Source organism: Paraburkholderia sp. LEh10 (genome assembly GCF_017814945.1).
In the GTDB taxonomy this organism is placed as follows: domain Bacteria; phylum Pseudomonadota; class Gammaproteobacteria; order Burkholderiales; family Burkholderiaceae; genus Paraburkholderia.
On sequence record NZ_JAGIPX010000065.1, the window covers coordinates 26,386 to 44,268 of the forward strand.

The window sequence follows — 17,883 nt, forward strand, 5'->3', positions numbered from 1 at the left end:
CTCCGACGCGCAAAACGGGCGCTCCCGCAACGGGAGCGCACCTCAGGGTCGATATCACACTGGACGGTCCGGTTGGATTCTCGTTCGCGGCCGCCTTTCGATGGTTTCTCTCAGGTTCGGTTCTCTCAGGTTCGGTTCTCTCAGGTTCGGTTCTCTCAGGTTCGGTTCTCTCAGGTTCGGTTTCTCTCAGGTTCGGTTTCTCTCAGGTTCTGCTGGGCCGTATCTGTTTGCACGGCCTCGGAAATTCGTTGGGTACAGTTTCGCTTTTGCAAATCACTTAAAGTGTTCGTTCGATTTCGCCAGCGTTCGGCGAAAACACGAAATGTTAACCAAGTAACTGATTCATATGGTTTTTCAGGTAAAAATTCGTGCGAACAATTTAGCTCGTTGGGCCTATTGTTCCGGTAAACTGCGATGACTGGAATGAACACTTTCGATCAATTTGCGCGAAGTGTTCGGTGAACTTGCGCGAACACTTCTACAGCAGTATGGGACCGGAGTAAGCCGTTGAAGCACCCACTCTGGTCGACAGGGAGGCGAATGAAAATCACGCTCGACGTCGCAACCGCCACCCCGCTGACGGAACAGATCGTCGGCCAGGTGGAGGCGCTGATCCTTTCGCGCGAACTGCGCGTCGGCATGCGGCTGCCGTCCATCCGCAAATTCGCGGCTGAGCACAACATCAGCCGCTTCCCGGTTATCGAGGCCTACGACCGGCTCGCCACGCGCGGCTTGTTGCAGCCGAAGCACGGCTCGGGCTACTACGTCGCCGAGCAGTTCGAAAAGGCGCCGCGTGTGACGCGCGGGCTCGACGCGATCCGCGCCACGCCCGAATCCGACCAGATCCTGCGCCAGTTCGAGCGGCCCGACGAGGTGCTGAACCTGTCGATCGGCTTTATTCCCGAGGCGTGGCGCGATGTCGAAGGCATTGCGCAGGCGATCCGCCAGGCGTCGCGCAGCGATGCCCGCAGCCTGATCGACTACGCGATCCCGCAAGGCGACCCGGTGCTGCGCCTGCAGATCGAACAACGTCTCGCTTTCGTCGGCGTCGCGGCGGAGCCACAGAACATCATGGTGACGAACAGCGCAAGCGAGGCGCTCGACCTCGTCGTGCGGATGCTGCTCAAGCCGGGCGACACCGTGTTCGTCGAAGATCCCGGCTACTTCAACCTGTTCGGCCTGCTCAAGCTGCAGGGCATCGAGCTGGTCGGCGTGCCGCGCCTGTCCACGGGCCCGGACATCGACGCGATCGAAGCGCTGCTCAGAGAGCACCGGCCCAAGCTCTTTTTCGTCAACACGGTCTTTCACAACCCGACGGGCACGAACATCGCGCCTCACGTCGGCTTCCGGCTGCTGCAACTCGCGCAGGAGCACGACTTCATGATCGTCGAAGACGATGTCTATGCGGATTTCCAGGCCATCCCGACGCAGCGGCTCGCGTCGCTCGACCGGCTCACGCGCGTCGTGTACATCGGCGGCTTTTCGAAGAGCCTGTCGTCGTCGCTGAGGCTCGGCTATATCGCCGCCGAATCCGGGCTCGTCAAGCATTTCGTCGAGGTGAAGGCGCTCACGAGTCTCGGCGGCACGCGCTTTAGCGAGCGCGTCGTGGCCGCGCTGCTCGAGCGCGGCACCTATCGCAAGCATCTGGAGCGCTTGCGCCGGCGCGTGAACGGCGCCATTTCGACTGCGGTGGAGCTACTCGCCCAACTGGGCTGGGAAGTGTTCGACGAGCCCTGCGGCGGCACGCTGGTGTGGGCGCGCGTGCCCGGCGTGCCGAACTCCGAAGTGTTCGTCCCGGAAGCGGCGCGCGCCGGCATAACGGTGCAGCCGGGCAGCTACTACCGACCGCACGGCGAGCCGACGCCGTGGGTTCGCTTCAATACCGCGTATCTCGACAACGAGCGGGCGACGGGCTTCCTGCGCCGCGCGGCAGCGATGGGCGGTTGATCCGGGCAGTTGATTCGGGCGGTTGATTCGGGCAGTTGATTCGGGCAGTTGATTCGGGCGCCGCGCCGTGCCGAGCGACGCTGCTGCGCCCGTCGCGCGGCAGGGTCACAGCCGCGATGGACAGGTTCGAGCGCACAGGCGGCGGTGATTGCGCGCCCCGCGGCGGCCGCACGCAGGCTCAGCCAAGCTTGGCCAGATTCAACCGCCCTGCTGCCGCCCGAGCCGTGCACGCGCTTCGCTGACGCTCTCGAACCGGTCGTCTTCGTCGTTGAAGACGGAGATGCGTCCGTGGCCGATGTCGTAGACCCAGCCCTGCACGTCGAGCCGTTTTTGCGCGAGCCGCCCCGCTACGGACGGATGCGTGCGCAGATGCATCAGCTGCAGCCGGATGTTCTCCTCGACGAGCGCCTGCACCAGATGATCGCTGTCGACATTGCGCGCCTGCACGACACTACGCGCCGTTGCCGCGTTGCGCAGCCACGCATTGACGGTCGGCATCTCTTCCGCCGTCATCGGCGCTGTGCCCGCGAGGCCGCGCATCGCGCCGCAATCGCTGTGTCCGCACACCACGATTTGCCGCACGTTCAGCGCCAGCACCGCATATTCGACGACGGCCGACACGCCGCCCAGCATCTCGCCGTAAGCGGGGACGATATTACCGATATTGCGGCACACGAAGAGTTCGCCGGGATGGGTCTGCGTAATCATTTCCGGCGACACGCGCGAGTCGGCGCAGGTGATGAACAGCGTGTGCGGCGCCTGGCCTTGCGCGAGACTTTCGAACAGTGCCTGCGTGGCGGGAAAGACGTCGTCACTGAACTGCTCGACGCCGTCCAGGAGGTGCAGCAGATCCGACTTCGCCGGGTCGCGAAGCCGCCGGGTGTTGGGCATATCGTCCGACATGAGGCTTTGTCCCTTCGTAGCGCATCGAGTTGATGGATGAAGGAGTGTACGACGGGATGGCGTCAGCGATCAGTCACAACTGCGTGCAGGCAAGCCATGCCGGCCTCATGCGCGCGAGCGGCGCGCCAATAAAAGAAGCCCCGGCCGGACGTGATCGGAGCGGCGCGGGGCTCGACAAAAAAGCTCGCCTGTTCTCAAGAGGCGGGTCCACGTTACCCGCGTCAAAAAAACCGATCAATCGAAAAAAACCCCGGTCGCCGGGTTCCGGGCGACCGGGGGAAGCTCTCTCGCGCGCGAAGGGAAGCATCGCGCACAGGAATCACTGTAGCCGTTCGCGCGCGGTGGATTAATCACCCGCGCGGAAACGGTCCTTTCCAGGCCGCGCAAACGCCCGCGATCGACGCATCCACGCAACCGCGCGCGATGCGTTCGCGACCATCCCGCCGTCATCTCGCGCGAGCTCGCGGCGGATGCGCACGCGCCGCGCAATCGGCGCAGATGCCCTGCAACGCGAGCGCCCTGCCGTCGAAGCGCAGCCCGAACTTCTTCGCGATTGCATTGCGGCGGCGGTTGATCGCCGGGTCGGAGAATTCCTCGACGCGGCCGCACACGACACACACGAGGTGATCATGCGGCTTGCCCGTATTCAGTTCATAGAGGCTGTGATGCTTGCCAAGCGGCACGCTCGCGACAAAGCCCGCCTCGACCAGTTGGTTGAGCACGCGGTAAGTGGTGGACAGATTCATCCGCTCGCCGTGCGCGGCGATACGCCGATGAATCTCTTCCGCGCTGAAATGGCCGTGCTCCGCGTGCTGCAGATAGTCGAGCACGGCGATCTGCGCCGCCGTGCCTAACAGGCCGGCGCGCTTGAGCACGTCGACGGGATGTGTGGGGGGGCGTGAACGAGGCGGCATGCGCAGCCGTTCTGCATCGAATCGAGGGAACCGGCTTTCAGCCTATGACATCGCCCCGGACATTTCCGGAACCTAGTTGATTGCGATTCGCATTCGACGGAATGGCCGCGCCGCCGACGAAGCGCCACGCGCGCAACACAACGCGCGCGTGGCCTGCGCGCGGCCGACAAAGGAAAAATCAGCGCGAACGATCGCGCGCGGGCGCGTCGCCGCGACGCGCAACGTGATGTGCAGCGCGATGCCGGGCGGCCCCCAGCATGGACTTCTCGTGCCACGCGTTGCGCCGGTTGCGCACCACCTCGGCCGCCTGCCACGACGCGAGCGCGGCGCAGCCGAACACGACCTCGCGCATGCGCTTGACGATCGCAAGCGACAGAGCCGTCTGCTCATCGACGCCGAACATCCGCGCGAGCAGCACGACCACGGCCTCCTGCACGCCGAGCCCCGACGGCACGAAAAACGCGCCCTGGCGCGCCGCCTGAGTGAGCGCCTCGACGGCAATGGCGCCCCCGATCGAAACGGGATGCCCCAGCATCCACAGCGCGAGATACACCTCCGACGCGCCCATCAGATAGCCGGCAAACTGCCAGACAAACGCGCGCAGCAACAGGCGCGGTTCACGCAGCAGCGTGTCGATGGCGGCGTCGAGCCGCTCGCCGAGCATGGGCTGCGCGCCCCAATGCGCGCTCATCGGCAGACGCGCCGACCAGCGCTCGAGCGCGCGAAAGAGCCCGCCACGACGCAGCAGCACGAACACCACGATGGGCAGCGGCAACGACAGCAACAACGCCGCGCCGATCGTCACGAGCAGATCGTCGTGCCCTGTCTGCGCGAGGACCAGCACGAGGCCGAGCGCGGCGAACACATACTGCACGCCCAACGTCACCAGCACTTCGACGATCACGGACGCGCCCACGACACTCGCATCGCCGACCCGCCAGCGCGCCAGCCGCACGCCGACGAACTCGCCGCCGATGCTCGCCACGGGCAACAGCCGGCTCACCGCCTCGCGCACGGTCGCGACCCACCACAGGTACATCAGCGACGCCCGCTTGCCGAGCAGCAGCCACCATGCCAGCGCGTCGAGCAGAAGCGGCAGTGCATGCAGCGGCACGAGCCACAGCAGCACGAAACCCGCCGAACCCACGGCATTCAGCACGTCGCCCATGCCGCCATGCAGCGCGAGCGCGATCAGCACCGCGATGCCCACGGGCAAACCTAACCATCTGAGCCACTTCATCATACGTAAGGCCGCTGCGAGAACACATCGGCGAATCCGCCGGTGATGGCCCCGCTCGCGGCAATAGCCGATGCGACACGCTCGGACAGCAACGCATCGAGTTCGTCGCTGTGCCGGTACGTCTGCATCGTGGGCGTGATCGCCCCTTCCCCGGCCACGGCCGGATGACTGTAAATCTCGCCGACGCCTTCAGGCAGCCGCGCGAGCGCGGCGAGCAGCGCCGCCTCGTCCATGTTTCCCGTCTGCGACATGCCGACCACGTAATCGTTGTGCGCAATCCCTGCATTATCCAACTGCTTGCGCACGCGGGCCATCCAGGGCTTGATCCAGCGCGGCGCGCCGGGCTCGTACGGCAGGCGCATCGCCCGCAGCCCATATTCGCTGCCCACTTCGATGATCAGCGCGAGCACGGTCGGATGCAGATGAAAGTGCTTGTGCGTGTTCACGTGATCGAGCTTGAGGCCCGTGCGCGCGAACGCCTGGAATTGCGCGCGGATTTCCGCTTTCAGCTGACGGCGCACTTCCGGCACGAGGAAAAAGCGCAAGCCGTCGCGCACCATCCGGTCGCCGAGCCGGCCTTGCCGGTTGACGAGCGCCGGGATCAGATGGGTCGCGAGTATCGGCACGCCGTCGGCCAGCACGATATGCAAGCCCACCCGCAAGGTCGGATTGCGCTGCGCGCGGCGCACGGCATCGGCAGCGGCGGGCGCCGACACCATCAGGCTCGCCGCCGTCAGCACTCCGTTCTGATGCGCGCGCTCGACGGCTTCGTTGATCCGCGGATGCAGACCGAAGTCGTCGGCCGTCACGATCAGCGCGCGTCGCGGTTTGTGCGCCGCGCCCGGCGTCATGCCTCGTGAGCCCGCAGGAAGCGGAAGAACTCGACGCCTTCGCGCAGGCGCCGCTTCATCATCTCCCAGCTCATCAGCATCTCGCGCACGATCTCCCAGATCTTCGACGGCCGGAAATAGAACTCGCGATAGAACTGTTCGAGCTGGTGATAAATCTCTTCGCGCGACAGATGCGGATAGCCGATGGCCGCGAGCTGCACACCCTCCTTGCTCACCAGGTTGATCACCTTGTTCTCTTCGAGCCAGCCGTTTTCGACGGCCTGCCTGTAGAGCGTGGTGCCCGGATAAGGCGCGGCGAGCGACACCTGGATGGTGTGCGGATTGATTTCCTTCGCGTACTGGATGGTCTTGCCGATCGTCTCTTTCGTTTCGCCCGGCAGGCCGAGAATGAAGGTGCCGTGAATCTTGATGCCGAGCTTGCGGCAGTCTTCGGAGAAGCGCCGCGCGATATCCGTGCGCAGCCCCTTCTTGATGTTCAGCAGGATCTGGTCGTCGCCCGATTCATAACCGACGAGCAACAGGCGCAGACCGTTTTCCTTCATGATCTTCAGCGTCGAATAAGGCACGTTCGCCTTCGCGTTGCACGACCACGTGACGCCGAGCCTGCCGAGACCGCGCGCGATCTCCTCGACGCGCGGCTTGAAGTCGGTGAAGGTATCGTCGTCGAACATGATCTCCTTCACTTCAGGCATGTTGTCGCGAATCCATTTCACTTCTTCGAGCACGTTCTCCACTGAGCGCGTGCGATAGCGATGCCCGCCCACCGTCTGCGGCCACAGGCAGAACGTGCAGCGCGAACGGCAGCCGCGTCCCGTATAGATCGACACATACGGGTGCTTCAGATAGCCGATGAAATAGTTGTCGATCTTCAGATCGCGCTGGTAGACGGGCGCGACGAACGGCAGCTCGTCCATGTTCTCGAGGATCGGGCGCGCTTCGTTATGCTCGATCGAACCATCGGCGGCGCGATAGCTCAAGCCCTTGATCTGCGCAAACGGCAGACCTTCGGCGAGCTCCTTGCAGGTGAAGTCGAACTCCTCGCGGCAGACGAAATCGATCGCGTCGCTGGCCGTCAGCGAGTTGTGCGGATCGACGGCGACCTTTGCGCCGACCATGCCGATCAGCACGTTCGGCGCGCGCGCTTTCAACTGCTCGGCGAACAGCGCATCCGTCGGGAACGACGGCGTGCTCGTGTGAATGACGACGAGTTCATACTCCTGCGCGATCGCCAGCGACGCTTCGACGGACAGGCCATCGGCGGGCGCATCGAGCACGCGGCTGCCCGGCACGAGCGCGGCCGGCTGCGCGAGCCATGTCGGATACCAGAACGAGCGGATTTCGCGCTTCGCCTGATAGCGCGACCCGGCGCCGCCATCGAATCCGTCGTACGACGGGGCCTGCAAAAATAGCGTCTTCTTCATCTTCGTTTTCCACGAGTTTCAATTGAGCCGAATACGGGGGGCCGAATACGGAGCCGATCGCGCAGCCGATTGCGCATGACTGCATCGGCAGCGCGTTCAACGGCCGTCGGATACTTCGAGTGCCTTGACGGGCTCGGTCCGGAATACCGTCGCGGGAAGGTCCGCGTCCTCGACGGGCATGCGCACGCCGCGCCACACCACCGTCGAGCCGAACGACCCCGCCATCCACTGCGCGAACAGCAATGCATCGCGCACGGGAATCAGCGCGAGATCGCGCCAGAACATACTCCGCTCACCGCTCATCATCGCATGCAGCACGACGCGCGCCGATACGCCCACCACCGTCGCGGCGGCGAGCGCGGCCCACGCCTGCGGATGCGCAAACGCGCCGTGCGGCGCACGGCCGCCGCCATGCAGTTCGAACGCGAGCCACGCGCCGCACAGCATCCACGGCAGCGTGATCGTCACGAACAGGAACGTGAAGCCCGCGCGGTTCACCGAGCGGATCGTGCGCAGCCAGCGCGTTTCGCGATCCCACAAGGCCGGCAAGGTGCTTTCCGTGACATCCGTTTCGACGATCACGGGCGACAGCACCGTGCGCAAGCCGAGTTCGCGCACGTGCTCGGCGAGCCAGTAGTCATCGGCGAGCGTGTTGCGCAGCGTCTCAAAGCCGCCGATGCGCTCGAGCGTCTCGCGCCTCAACGCGAGCGTCGCGCCAAAGCCGAAGCGCGTCGAGCCGAGCGCGTGCGCGACGCGCACCGACGGCACAAACCATTCGTTGATGAACTGTGCGCCCACGCGCGACCAGAATCCGGCAATGCCCTTCGCGCGGTAAAGGCAGGTGACGATGCCGACCTGCGGATCGACGAGGGGCGCGCAGACACGCTGCAGATAGTCGGCTTCGACGGCGATGTCGCTGTCTGCGAGCACGAACGTGTCGTAGCGCGCCGACTGCGCGAGATTGATCAGATTGCTCACCTTCAGATTGGTCCCGTGAACGCGCGGATCGATCACGAGTGAAATACGGCAGCGCGGATACGCGGCCTGCAGACGGCGCACGATCGCGACGGCGGGATCGTCCGCGCGCGACACGCCGCAAACCAGTTCGAAGCATGGATGCATCTGCTCGCAGAATGTTGCGAGATTTTCGAAGAGCCTGGGCTCTGCGCCGCACAACGGCTTGAGCACGCTCACGCGCGTGGGCGCGCGGCGCCGTTCGCGCGCGGCGGCATACGCGCGCGAGACCAGTGAGGCGATCACCGCGACCACGGCATAACACGCCGCAATCAGCGCCAAGGCGGTCGGTAGCCAGTAGATGTGGTATAGCGAGTCCTGCATCATTCAATTGCTCCGGCCAAAAACTTCAGAAGCTGGCGCCTGTGCGACGCCGCAACCCTGTGCACACGTGGGGCGACATTCGTCGAGGCGCTGTCACCATCCCGTCCGGTTGACGGGAACGTACGGCATGCCGGTGAAATGCAGATGAAGGATGACCAGGCTGCGCGCCGGACACATTGCAGACACACATACGCCGTCGCCTTGCCCGACGAAATGCGCATGGCGCCGCCGCATCGCCGCGCGAAACGCAATGCCTGCCGCATGGCGCGTCACCAGAATGGCAGCCAGCAACAAGGTGAACGTAAGCATCCGGAATGACATCGTCTCGAACAGCGTCTCCGGAAAATCGCAAAAGAAAAGCAGGCTCATGACCGCGAGGTCGATAACCGTCGCGGCAAGGCAAGCGGTGACGAGATGCGCGCGGATCATTTCAACAGTGGTCTGGTTCATCACACAGCAGCCCTACATGGCGCGCACCGGCTCGCTGCGCTTACTTCGAAAGTGTGAAGCCTGCGTGACGGTGCGACGGATTCGAGCGTGCCCGACGTCTGCGGACACGGCATGCCGATGGTAGCGAGCCGATTCTGAAGAAAGTATTAAGCCCTTTTGCAGCGTGCGCGTTTCGTGCGGCTTGCATTACATTGCGCACAGCTTACGGAAGCATCCGTTGCAACACGTCGTCCTTGCGCACGAGGTGATGAAAGAGCGCGCCGCCCACATGCAGTACGACGAGCGCAAGCAGCACCCATGCGAGCCAGCCGTGCACGTCGCCGAGCGCGTGGCCCGTCGGCGAACCGGACTGCGTCAGATCGGGATAACGCACGGCGCCGAAGAGCTTCACCGCCCAGCCGCGCGACGATGCGTTCGCCCAGCCCGCAAGCGGCACCGCGACCAGCAACGCATACAGCAGCGCGTGCGTCGCGCGCGAGACGAACGCCAGCGACGGCGGCAACGCCGCGGGTTGCGGCGCATGCGTCGCGCGCCATACGATGCGGCACAGCACGGCGGCGACAATGGCCGCGCCGACGCCGAGGTGCCATGCGATCAGGCCGTCGGGCAAGGTATTGCGATGCACTTCGGGCATCGTCCAGCCGATCACGAACTGCGCGGCGACCAGCAGCGCGACCAGCCAGTGCAAAAGGCGTGCGATGCCGTCATAGGCGGGGCGTCGTATGGAGGTATCAACGTTCATATTGGTTCTCGTCGGGATGAAGCGGCGCACAACGCTCGCGCACATACGGGCAGGCCGCGAAGCTGCGATCCTAAACAGCCGGATCTGAAGAAATGCTTAAGGTCCCGTACTGCCTTGATCCATACGTACATATGTCCCACACGCGCTAGACTGCTACCCATCGAGACACGCCCGCCATGCGGGCAGACAGACCTATCATGCGCATTCTCCTCGTTGAAGACGACGACCTGATCGGCAGCGGACTCGAAGTCGCGCTGCGTAACGCGGGGTTTACCGTGGACTGGGCACGCGACGGCCAGCATGCCGATCTAGCCCTCGCGACCACGCATTACCTGCTCGTCATCCTCGACCTCGGGTTGCCGAAGCTGTCCGGCATGGATCTGCTGAAAGCGCTGCGCGCGCGCGGCAACGACGTCCCCGTGCTGGTGCTGACCGCGAAGGACACGGCCGCCGACAAGGTGCGCGGCCTCGACGCAGGCGCCGACGATTACCTCGGCAAGCCCTTCGATCTCCCGGAACTCGTGTCGCGCTGCCGCGCGCTGATTCGCCGCTCGCAGGGGCGCAGCACCGATCTGATCGCATGGCGCGATCTGAGCGTCGACCCCGTTGCGCAGACGGTGTCGAAAGATGGCGCGCGCGTGCCGCTCACGGCACGCGAATGGGCCGTGCTGATCCACCTGCTGACGCACGCGGGCGTGCCGCAGCCGCGCTCGCGCATCGAGGAAAGCCTGTACGGCTGGCACGAGGAAGTCGAGAGCAATGCCGTCGAAGTGCATGTGTCGAACCTGCGCAAGAAGCTCGGCAGCGACGTAATCCGCACCGTGCGCGGCTTCGGCTACATCGTGGACAAGACATGACGCGCATGCGATCGACGTCGATCCGCCGCCGCCTGATGTGGTTGATTCTCGTCAGCGTCGGCGCGGTATGGGCGGTGATGTTCGCGTGGAGCTTCAGCAACGCGACGCGCGAGGTCGACGAATGGGATGACGCGCGCCTCGTTCAGCTCGCACATCTGCTCGTCGAGCTCGACGGCCACAATCTCACGCGGCTCGCCGCCACGGGCGTCGACGTGCGCAACGAGTACACGCGCGCGTCGCCCGCCGTCGACGACGACTCCGATGCAACGCCGCGCTATGCGCTTTTCGACGTGCGCGACGCGGCGGGCCGCGTGATCGCCGAAAGCCCCGGGCTCGCCGCGATGAACCGGCCCATCGAGCCGGGCGAGGCGGCCGAAGGCGTGCACCGGCTGACGGTCGGCGCACAGATGTGGCTCGCGTACGCATTGCGCGACAGCGCCACGGGCCGCACCGTGCGCGTGCTGGAGCCGGCCAACGTGCGCAGCGATCTGTCGACGGGCGTGGCGAGCCGCATCGCGCGGCCGATCGTCGTCGCCCTGCCCGTGCTCGCGCTGCTCGTGTGGTTCAGCGTCGGGCACAGCTTCAAGCCGCTGTCGGCGATCTCGAAGGCGGTGCGCGCACGCGATGGGCGCAATCTGGAGCCAATCCAGGTCAATCCCGCGCCCGCTGAAGTGAGGCCGCTCGTCGAAGCCATCAATCAGCTGCTCGCGCGCCTGCAACTGTCGATCATGCGCGAGCGCGCGTTCACGGCCGATGCCGCGCACGAACTGAAGACGCCCCTTGCCGCGATCAAGGTCCAGGCGCAGGTCGCGCTCGCCGCGCAGGACAACGCGCAGCAGCGACAGGCGATGCAGCGCGTCGTGCAGGGCGTGGACCGCAGCGCGCATCTCGCCGAGCAACTGCTGCTGCTCGCGCGGCTCGACGAGCGCGAGACGATCACGACGTCAGCCGTCAGGCTGCACGAGGTCGCGAACGAAGCCGTAGCGTTTCGCGCGCCGCACGCGGAAGAAAAATCGATGGCCGTCATGCTGGCGGGCGACCGCGACGCCGAAGTCTACGCGGACCGCGCGCTCGCGCGCACGCTGATCGACAACCTGCTCGACAACGCGATCAAGTACGGCGATGTCGGCGGCCGCGTGCATATCAGCGTGCTGGCCGATGCGCAGACCGTGTCGGTGACGGTCTCCGACAACGGCCCAGGCGTCTCCGACGAAGAACGCGCGCGCCTCACCGACCGCTTCTTTCGTGGCTCGACGGCATCGGCGAGCGGCAACGGCAGCGGTCTGGGGCTGTCGATCGTCGCGCGCATCGCCGCGCACTTCAATGCGCAGATTCATATCGGCTCGGGCATCGGACGGCGCGGGCTTGCCGTGCAGATTGCGTTTCCGCGCGTGCCGGCCATGGGATCGGGCGAGGCGGCGCGGTGATGCGGACATGCGCTGGTGCGTGAGCGTCATCGCGCTTTGCACGACGCACTGCATCTTCATTTCGAGCACGGATGGCAAACATTCCAGATCAGCTTCGAAGGGAAAAAGCTGCTGATCTACGGATTCCGTTAGCGGACAGCGAAGGTTCGATAAGAGACGCGACGATGATGCGGGCCCGTGGCGTCCTCATGCGGGGTGATGATTCGCGAATGGCTCGACAGGCCGCGCGCGCGACGCGACGTCGCGTGTTTGCGATGCTGCTAGCGTCAGGGAAAGAGCGGCAGCGACATCGGCACATCGACGCGGACGGCTTTCCTGCGCCCAGGCTGCGCGGTGCGGGGCTTGCGCTGGCGAAGCGGCGCGCTTGCGTGCTCAAGGCCCCGGCAGACGCGAACCAGCGCGGATGAAAACGCGGCGGGTTGCGCCATCAACGATGGCAGAGATGCCTCCAGTTCGATGAGCAGGGCCGGCAAGGTCTGCGCCGGGGAATGCATGGTCTTCCGTGGTCGGTTTGTCATGGACGCCTCTCTGGAACGCTGCGGCACTGTATCACAGCGCGGCGACACGCCAGCCGAACCCGGCCGGCCATGCGCTCGCGCGCACGGCGGCAACGCGATAGATACGACGCCTGCTCCCACATCGGGCAATGCATGTCATCCGTAGGCAATGAATCGCGCGGTGGCGTGTGCGCATCAAAACCGCAATTCATGGCCTTGATGCACGACCGCAATGCACCGCCGCGACGCGAAGCCGCGACGTCACGCGTGCGCGTCGTCCGCCTCCGCGAGCATCGTGCCGCGGCACGTTGCCGATCCGCAGCGGCAGGTGTATTGCCGGCGCGTTTCTTCATCTTGCGGATCTTCGACGGACAGGCCGTAGGAGATAAACAACTCCTCGCCGCGCTGGATATCGACAGTGGCTTCGATAAAGACGCGCCCATCGATTTCGACCGCCTCGCAGTTCGCGTTGCACGCATGATTGATCCAGCGTGCGCTATTGCCGCCGACGCTGCCGTCGATCACGCGCCCATCCGACAGGCCGAACACGAACGTGTGCCCATACTCGCCGCTGCGCTGGATGCGTCGGGCGGCGCGCCGCCATGACGTGACTTCGCCTTTGTATTCGATGATGCGTTCGCCCGCCGTAAGCGCGCACAACGCAAACACACCTTTACCGTGAATCGGCGACCGCCTGACTGTTAAACGACGCATGGATGGCTTTCGAAGAGGAATCACCGTTCAGTATAGGGCGCGAAAAATATGCGCTGTTATCGATGTGCATATGTTCGTCCTCTGCCCCTCTCACGTGCAGCGAATCTGTAACACACGCAGGTTGCCAACGCGGTTGCGATAACGGCCGCTCAGGAACGGGATCAGAAACAGGATCAAGAACAGGTTCGGAAACAGGCTTAGAAACAGGCTCAGAAGCAGGCTTAGAAGCCGGCCGCGTCGCGCTTCACGACCGCGAAGCTGATGGGCACCGCGCCGCGCGCGCTCGCGCTGCGCGGCTCGTATCCGCCGCGCGCGGATGCCGCGGGCTGCATGTCGCGCGAAAGCCGCGCATACAGATCGGGCCGTCTCGCACCCAGCCAGCGATGGCCGGGGCTCGTGGCGATCAACGCCGGGTCCAGGTCCGCGACAACCATGTCGCCGCCGCGCACGCCTTGCGCGACGATGTGCCCGCACGGATCGACGATCGCGGCGGCAGCATCCTCGCTTTCGTGCTCACCGCGCCGCGCGCCATCGCAATAGACGACGAACATGCCATTGTCGAGCGCGCGCGCCGGCAACATGCGGCGCATCCACACGTCGCCTGCCGCATCCGTTGCGCCCGACGGCGCATGCGGCGCAACCAGCAGCCCCGCGCCGAGCAGCGCCGCCATCCGCGCGTTCTCGACCAGATAGTTGTCGCCGCCGACCAGCACCGCGAGCCGCCATCCCCGGCGCGTGTCGAACACCGTGAAGCGATCGCCGCACGCGATATGCCGCTGGCCGTCCGTTTGCAGCTTGCGATGCACGTGACGCTCGCCGCCTGGCAGATACATCGCATAGCTGCTGTGCAACGCGCCGTTCGCGCCACGCTCGATCAACCCCACGCCCGCCGCCACGCCCGTGCGCTCGACGGCATCGGCGACGGCCGCCAGCAGAGGACTGTCGACACTCGTGGCGAGCGCGCTCAAGTGCGCGCGCCGCGCCTTGCGCAGCCCGGACGAAACAGGCTCTTCGATGCCGCCCGTCAGGCACGCCTCTGGAAACACCGCGAGCGCCACGCCGTCGAGGGCCGCATGTTCGAGCCTGGCGACGACGTGCTCGACGTTGTGTTCAATCGCGCCGCGTTGCGCCGCGAAGGGAATCGAAGCGACACGCAGCGTCGCAGTGGGCAACGAGGACATGGACATGACGGGCCTGGGATCTGCATTGAAGGAACGCCTCCATTGGACCGCTCACGATTACATAAGTAAAATGAATAATTCGGTCGATACGATAACCCCTACAAATGGAAATCCGGTTGCTGCGCGCATTCCTGACAGTCGCCAGTCTGCGCCATTTCGGCCGCGCCGCCGAAGCGCTGCACTTGAGCCAACCCGCGTTGAGCAAGCAGGTTCTCGCGCTCGAAGAGAGCCTCGGTGGACGGCTCTTCGAACGTGGCCGCCACGGCGCGGAGCTGACGACGTTCGGCGCGGCGTTCCTGCCCGATGCCGAAACGCTCGTGCGCGATGCCGACGATGTGCTCGCCCGCGCACGCGAGTCCAGCAGCGGCCGGCGCGGCCATCTGCGCATCGGGCTCGGTCTGTCGACGCTCACGCTCGCGCCATCTTTGATCGCCGCGTACCGCAAGCAGCATCCGAACATCGGCGTGACGTTGAACGACCTGTCGTCGGCGGAGCAGACGCGGCGACTGTTCGCGGGCAAGCTCGAGGCCGGCTTTCTGCGCCTGCCCGCCGACGCGGGCCTGTCGGCGTTCCCCGTCATCGACGAGTCGCTTGCGCTCGCCGTGCCGCAGCACGCGAAGTGGAAACGCCTGCCCGCGAAGCTCGACGAGCTCAACGATCTCGGTTTCATCGGGCTCGCGCGCAGCCGCGGGCCGGGGCTTGCCGGCGTGATCGACGCGTGGTGCGCCGAGCGCGGCTTCGCGCCGCGCGTGATCCAGCAGACGGACGATATCCAGTCGGTGCTGGCCGCCGTGGCGGCGGGCGTGGGCGCGGCGTTTCTGCCGTCGCGCGCGCAATACCTGTTGCGAGACGCGCGCGTGTTCCGGCTGAAAGATGCGTCCGCGCAATGGCGCGTCGGTCTCGCGTGGCAAACGCAGCGTGACGATCCCGTTGTCGCGCGCTTCGTCGAGTACGTGCGCGGCGCGACCAGGCACGCCGCGTAGCGTAGGCGTGCGGGTCGCGGCCGCCTAGAGCGTGAGGCGCGCTTCGAGGCCGCCGCCCTCGCGATTGCGCAGCGTGAGCGTGGCGCTCATCGATTGCGCGAGCTGCTTCGCGATGGCGAGCCCGAGTCCCGTGCCGCCCGTCTCGCGATTGCGCGACGTCTCGACACGGTAAAACGGCTGGAACACGGCATCTAGCTGGTCGTGCGGAATGCCCGGGCCGCGATCGAGCACGGCAATGGACAGTCGTTGCGCGCGCGTCGCATCCACATTCACCGCGACCGTCACTGCGTCGCCGCCCGAGTACTTCAGCGCGTTGTCGATCAGGTTGCCGAGAATGCGGCGCAGCGCCTGCGGCCGCGTCGTCACTGTCGCGCCGACTCGCCCTGTCAGCGACACGGGGTCGCCCGCATCCGCATAGTCGCTGACGATGCTCTCCAGCAGCGCGTCGGGATCGACGCGGCAGGGTTTTTCATCGGCGCCGTGCAGCGTGCGCGCATACGCGACGCCTTCGCGCACGAGCAGCTCCATCTCCTTCAGATCCTTTTGCAGACGCGCGCGCTCCGTTTCGTCGTCGAGCAGATCGGCGCGCAGGCGCATCCGCGTGATGGGGGTTTGCAGATCGTGCGAAATTGCCGCGAGTATCTGCAGACGCTCGCGCATGTAGATGCCGATACGCGCCTGCATCGAGTTGAATGCCTTCGACGCGCGCGCGACTTCCTCGGGGCCGTCTTCCGGCAGCGCAGCGGGCGCGAGGTCCGGCCCGAGCGTATCCGCGGCGCGCGCGAGACGCTCGAGCGGCCGCGTCGCGAGGCGCACGGCGACCCATGCGCAACCCGCGAGCAGCGCCAGTTGCGCGGCCAGCACGAGCGGCAGCCACGGCGACAGCGGAATGCCGTGCATCGGATGCATGTCGATGGTGAGCGGCGTTCCGTCGCTCAACGTCAAGTGCACTTCCAGATGTTCGCTGCCGCCTGGCACTGAGTTGGCCGTCACGTTGTAGCGCGCGCCGACATCCTTCGCGATCGTCGCGCCGATTTGCTGCGACAGCTTCGCGTCGGGCGGCATGCCGCTCGTGCCCGGACCGAGCACGAAACGGTAGCTGCGCCGCGCGAGCTTCGGCAGCCATTCGACACGCTCGGCGGGCGTCAGCCGATCCAGCAGCGCCACCGAGCTCGTCACTTCCTGGCCGATATAGCCGACCATCACGTGCATCGTGGCTTCGTTGCGCTCGGTCATCGTCAGCCAGAACGACAGCGTCTGCGCGGCGAGCAGCCCCGCAACGAAGATCAGCGATAGCCGCATGAAGAGCGTGCGCGGCGGCCACAGGCTGCGCAGCCGATCATGCAATTGACCTCGCAGTTGACCTCGCGATTGACCTCGCGATTGACCCGATACTTGCGTCATCCGTTGCCGTCCTCGGCTGTGACGAGCGACGAGAACACGTAGCCCTCGTTGCGCAGCGTCTTGATGTAGCGCGGCTCGCGCGCGTCGTCGCGCAGGCGCTGGCGCACGCGGCTAACGAGCAGATCGATCGAGCGGTCGAACGGCTCCGTCTGCCGGCCTTGCGTCAGCGTCAGCAACTGATCGCGCGTGAGCACGCGCTGCGCATGATCGACGAACACGCGCAGCAGCCGGTACTCTGCGCCGCTCAACGCGACCATCGTGCCGTCGCTATCGATCAGATTGCGGCCGATCGTATCGAGCCGCCAGTCGCCGAAGCGCAGGTAGTGCGACGTGGCCGCCTGCTCGTTGCCGGGCGGCATCATGCGCGCGCGGCGCAGGATTGCGCGGATGCGCGCGAGCAGCTCGCGCACGGCGAAGGGTTTCGCGAGATAGTCGTCGGCGCCCATCTCCAGGCCGACGACGCGGTCGGTCTCTTCGCTCAGCGCGGTCAGCATGAGGATCGGGATGGTCTGGAACTCGCCCGCGCGCAGTTCGCGGCACAGGTCGAGGCCGCTTTCGCCCTGCAGCATCAGGTCGAGCACGATCAGGTCCGGCCGGTCGCCCGCGAGCGCGGTGCGCATCTGACGGCCGCCGGAGGCGAGCGTCACGCGCACGCCATTCTTGCCGAGATACGTGCCGACCAGTTCGCGGATGTCACGGTCGTCGTCGACGATCAGAACGTGGTCTGGGTTTTCCACACGGGGCTCCTTCCGATTTTTTGTCTGCGACGCGATGAGGTTGGTGTTTGGCGCTGCGCTGGCATCCGCGATTGCGGTTTGCTCTTTTGCCGCTGTCGCTGGCATCCGCGATTGCGATTTGCTCTTTTGCCGCTGTCGCTGGCATCCGCGATTGCGGTTTGTTCTTGCCGCTGTCGCTGGCATCCGCGATGCGGGTTGTGTTTTGCCGCTTTCGCTGGCATCCGCGATGCGCCTCGCGGCGCAGGCGTCGCCCCTGTGCGGGGCGGCACCTACTTTC

General features: G+C 65.6%; 17 protein-coding genes. 4 read left to right on the plus strand and 13 right to left on the minus strand.

Annotated features, from left to right (window positions below; translation table 11 throughout):
• Positions 1-540: 540 nt before the first annotated feature.
• Positions 541-1,947, plus strand: coding sequence for a PLP-dependent aminotransferase family protein (locus J8I87_RS35215; RefSeq protein WP_209936918.1), 1,407 nt, complete (start codon positions 541-543; stop codon positions 1,945-1,947).
• A gap of 198 nt (positions 1,948-2,145) precedes the next feature.
• Here the strand turns inward: J8I87_RS35215 and J8I87_RS35220 are convergent, their stop codons facing one another.
• From J8I87_RS35220 to J8I87_RS35255, 8 genes are all read right to left on the minus strand, one after another.
• Entirely contained in the window at positions 2,146-2,850 is a 705-nt protein-coding gene (locus J8I87_RS35220) for a carbonic anhydrase (RefSeq protein ID WP_280923132.1), read from the minus strand.
• 446 nt (positions 2,851-3,296) lie between these two features.
• Positions 3,297-3,764, minus strand: coding sequence for a Fur family transcriptional regulator (locus tag J8I87_RS35225; RefSeq protein ID WP_209936919.1), 468 nt, complete (start codon positions 3,762-3,764; stop codon positions 3,297-3,299).
• Positions 3,765-3,942: 178 nt separating this feature from the next.
• On the minus strand, positions 3,943-5,007 hold the full coding sequence (locus J8I87_RS35230) for a lysylphosphatidylglycerol synthase domain-containing protein (RefSeq protein WP_209936920.1): 1,065 nt from the start codon (positions 5,005-5,007) through the stop codon (positions 3,943-3,945).
• The gene (gene hpnK / locus J8I87_RS35235; protein ID WP_209936921.1) at positions 5,004-5,855 is read right to left on the minus strand and encodes a hopanoid biosynthesis-associated protein HpnK; all 852 of its coding nucleotides are present in this window, start codon (positions 5,853-5,855) and stop codon (positions 5,004-5,006) included. Before hpnK ends, J8I87_RS35230 begins: the two co-directional genes overlap by 4 nt.
• Positions 5,852-7,276 carry a hopanoid biosynthesis associated radical SAM protein HpnJ gene (gene hpnJ, locus J8I87_RS35240; protein WP_209936922.1) on the minus strand — a complete coding sequence of 475 codons (1,425 nt, stop codon included), beginning with the start codon at positions 7,274-7,276 and terminating at the stop codon, positions 5,852-5,854. The genes hpnK and hpnJ overlap by 4 nt, the downstream gene beginning before the upstream one ends.
• Before the next feature lie 96 nt (positions 7,277-7,372).
• Positions 7,373-8,614, minus strand: a complete 1,242-nt coding sequence (gene hpnI / locus J8I87_RS35245; RefSeq protein WP_209936936.1) for a bacteriohopanetetrol glucosamine biosynthesis glycosyltransferase HpnI — start codon at positions 8,612-8,614, stop codon at positions 7,373-7,375.
• Between the two features lie 93 nt (positions 8,615-8,707).
• Positions 8,708-9,064: a hypothetical protein gene (locus J8I87_RS35250; RefSeq protein ID WP_209936924.1), complete on the minus strand. Its 357-nt coding sequence runs from the start codon at positions 9,062-9,064 to the stop codon at positions 8,708-8,710.
• 202 nt (positions 9,065-9,266) lie between these two features.
• On the minus strand, positions 9,267-9,806 hold the full coding sequence (locus J8I87_RS35255) for a cytochrome b (RefSeq protein ID WP_209936925.1): 540 nt from the start codon (positions 9,804-9,806) through the stop codon (positions 9,267-9,269).
• Between the two features lie 197 nt (positions 9,807-10,003).
• Between J8I87_RS35255 and J8I87_RS35260 the strand changes: the two genes are divergently transcribed.
• Both J8I87_RS35260 and J8I87_RS35265 read left to right on the plus strand, forming a co-directional pair.
• Positions 10,004-10,663, plus strand: coding sequence for a response regulator (locus J8I87_RS35260; protein WP_209936926.1), 660 nt, complete (start codon positions 10,004-10,006; stop codon positions 10,661-10,663).
• Positions 10,660-12,090 (plus strand): ATP-binding protein, encoded by a 1,431-nt coding sequence (locus tag J8I87_RS35265; RefSeq protein ID WP_209936927.1) that lies wholly within the window; start codon positions 10,660-10,662, stop codon positions 12,088-12,090. The genes J8I87_RS35260 and J8I87_RS35265 overlap by 4 nt, the downstream gene beginning before the upstream one ends.
• 266 nt (positions 12,091-12,356) lie before the next feature.
• On the opposite strand, the gene J8I87_RS35270 is transcribed toward J8I87_RS35265, so the two are convergent.
• The 3 genes from J8I87_RS35270 to J8I87_RS35280 form a co-directional block, all read right to left on the minus strand.
• On the minus strand, positions 12,357-12,584 hold the full coding sequence (locus tag J8I87_RS35270) for a hypothetical protein (RefSeq protein ID WP_245254380.1): 228 nt from the start codon (positions 12,582-12,584) through the stop codon (positions 12,357-12,359).
• A gap of 264 nt (positions 12,585-12,848) precedes the next feature.
• Positions 12,849-13,301, minus strand: a complete 453-nt coding sequence (locus tag J8I87_RS35275) for an SET domain-containing protein (RefSeq protein WP_209936929.1) — start codon at positions 13,299-13,301, stop codon at positions 12,849-12,851.
• A 221-nt stretch (positions 13,302-13,522) separates the two neighbouring features.
• Complete coding sequence (locus J8I87_RS35280) at positions 13,523-14,488, minus strand: nitrilase-related carbon-nitrogen hydrolase (RefSeq protein WP_245254381.1); 966 nt, start codon at positions 14,486-14,488, stop codon at positions 13,523-13,525.
• A 98-nt stretch (positions 14,489-14,586) separates the two neighbouring features.
• On the opposite strand from J8I87_RS35280, the gene J8I87_RS35285 reads away from it, so the two are divergent.
• Positions 14,587-15,465: a LysR substrate-binding domain-containing protein gene (locus J8I87_RS35285; protein WP_209936930.1), complete on the plus strand. Its 879-nt coding sequence runs from the start codon at positions 14,587-14,589 to the stop codon at positions 15,463-15,465.
• Positions 15,466-15,489: 24 nt separating this feature from the next.
• Here J8I87_RS35285 and J8I87_RS35290 read toward each other — a convergent pair whose 3' ends face one another.
• Positions 15,490-16,767: an ATP-binding protein gene (locus tag J8I87_RS35290; RefSeq protein ID WP_209936938.1), complete on the minus strand. Its 1,278-nt coding sequence runs from the start codon at positions 16,765-16,767 to the stop codon at positions 15,490-15,492.
• Positions 16,768-16,865: 98 nt separating this feature from the next.
• On the minus strand, positions 16,866-17,606 hold the full coding sequence (locus tag J8I87_RS35295; protein WP_209936931.1) for a response regulator: 741 nt from the start codon (positions 17,604-17,606) through the stop codon (positions 16,866-16,868).
• Positions 17,607-17,883 lie beyond the last annotated feature (277 nt).

Bases quoted from the DNA above. Each gene is read 5' to 3' on its own strand.
- J8I87_RS35215 (WP_209936918.1), top strand. From the start codon at position 541: ATGAAAATCACGCTCGACGTCGCAACCGCCACCCCGCTGACGGAACAG.
- J8I87_RS35220 (WP_280923132.1), bottom strand. From the start codon at position 2,850: ATGTCGGACGATATGCCCAACACCCGGCGGCTTCGCGACCCGGCGAAG.
- J8I87_RS35225 (WP_209936919.1), bottom strand. From the start codon at position 3,764: ATGCCGCCTCGTTCACGCCCCCCCACACATCCCGTCGACGTGCTCAAG.
- J8I87_RS35230 (WP_209936920.1), bottom strand. From the start codon at position 5,007: ATGATGAAGTGGCTCAGATGGTTAGGTTTGCCCGTGGGCATCGCGGTG.
- hpnK (WP_209936921.1), bottom strand. From the start codon at position 5,855: ATGACGCCGGGCGCGGCGCACAAACCGCGACGCGCGCTGATCGTGACG.
- hpnJ (WP_209936922.1), bottom strand. From the start codon at position 7,276: ATGAAGAAGACGCTATTTTTGCAGGCCCCGTCGTACGACGGATTCGAT.
- hpnI (WP_209936936.1), bottom strand. From the start codon at position 8,614: ATGCAGGACTCGCTATACCACATCTACTGGCTACCGACCGCCTTGGCG.
- J8I87_RS35250 (WP_209936924.1), bottom strand. From the start codon at position 9,064: ATGAACCAGACCACTGTTGAAATGATCCGCGCGCATCTCGTCACCGCT.
- J8I87_RS35255 (WP_209936925.1), bottom strand. From the start codon at position 9,806: ATGAACGTTGATACCTCCATACGACGCCCCGCCTATGACGGCATCGCA.
- J8I87_RS35260 (WP_209936926.1), top strand. From the start codon at position 10,004: ATGCGCATTCTCCTCGTTGAAGACGACGACCTGATCGGCAGCGGACTC.
- J8I87_RS35265 (WP_209936927.1), top strand. From the start codon at position 10,660: ATGACGCGCATGCGATCGACGTCGATCCGCCGCCGCCTGATGTGGTTG.
- J8I87_RS35270 (WP_245254380.1), bottom strand. From the start codon at position 12,584: ATGCATTCCCCGGCGCAGACCTTGCCGGCCCTGCTCATCGAACTGGAG.
- J8I87_RS35275 (WP_209936929.1), bottom strand. From the start codon at position 13,301: ATGCGTCGTTTAACAGTCAGGCGGTCGCCGATTCACGGTAAAGGTGTG.
- J8I87_RS35280 (WP_245254381.1), bottom strand. From the start codon at position 14,488: ATGTCCATGTCCTCGTTGCCCACTGCGACGCTGCGTGTCGCTTCGATT.
- J8I87_RS35285 (WP_209936930.1), top strand. From the start codon at position 14,587: ATGGAAATCCGGTTGCTGCGCGCATTCCTGACAGTCGCCAGTCTGCGC.
- J8I87_RS35290 (WP_209936938.1), bottom strand. From the start codon at position 16,767: ATGCGGCTATCGCTGATCTTCGTTGCGGGGCTGCTCGCCGCGCAGACG.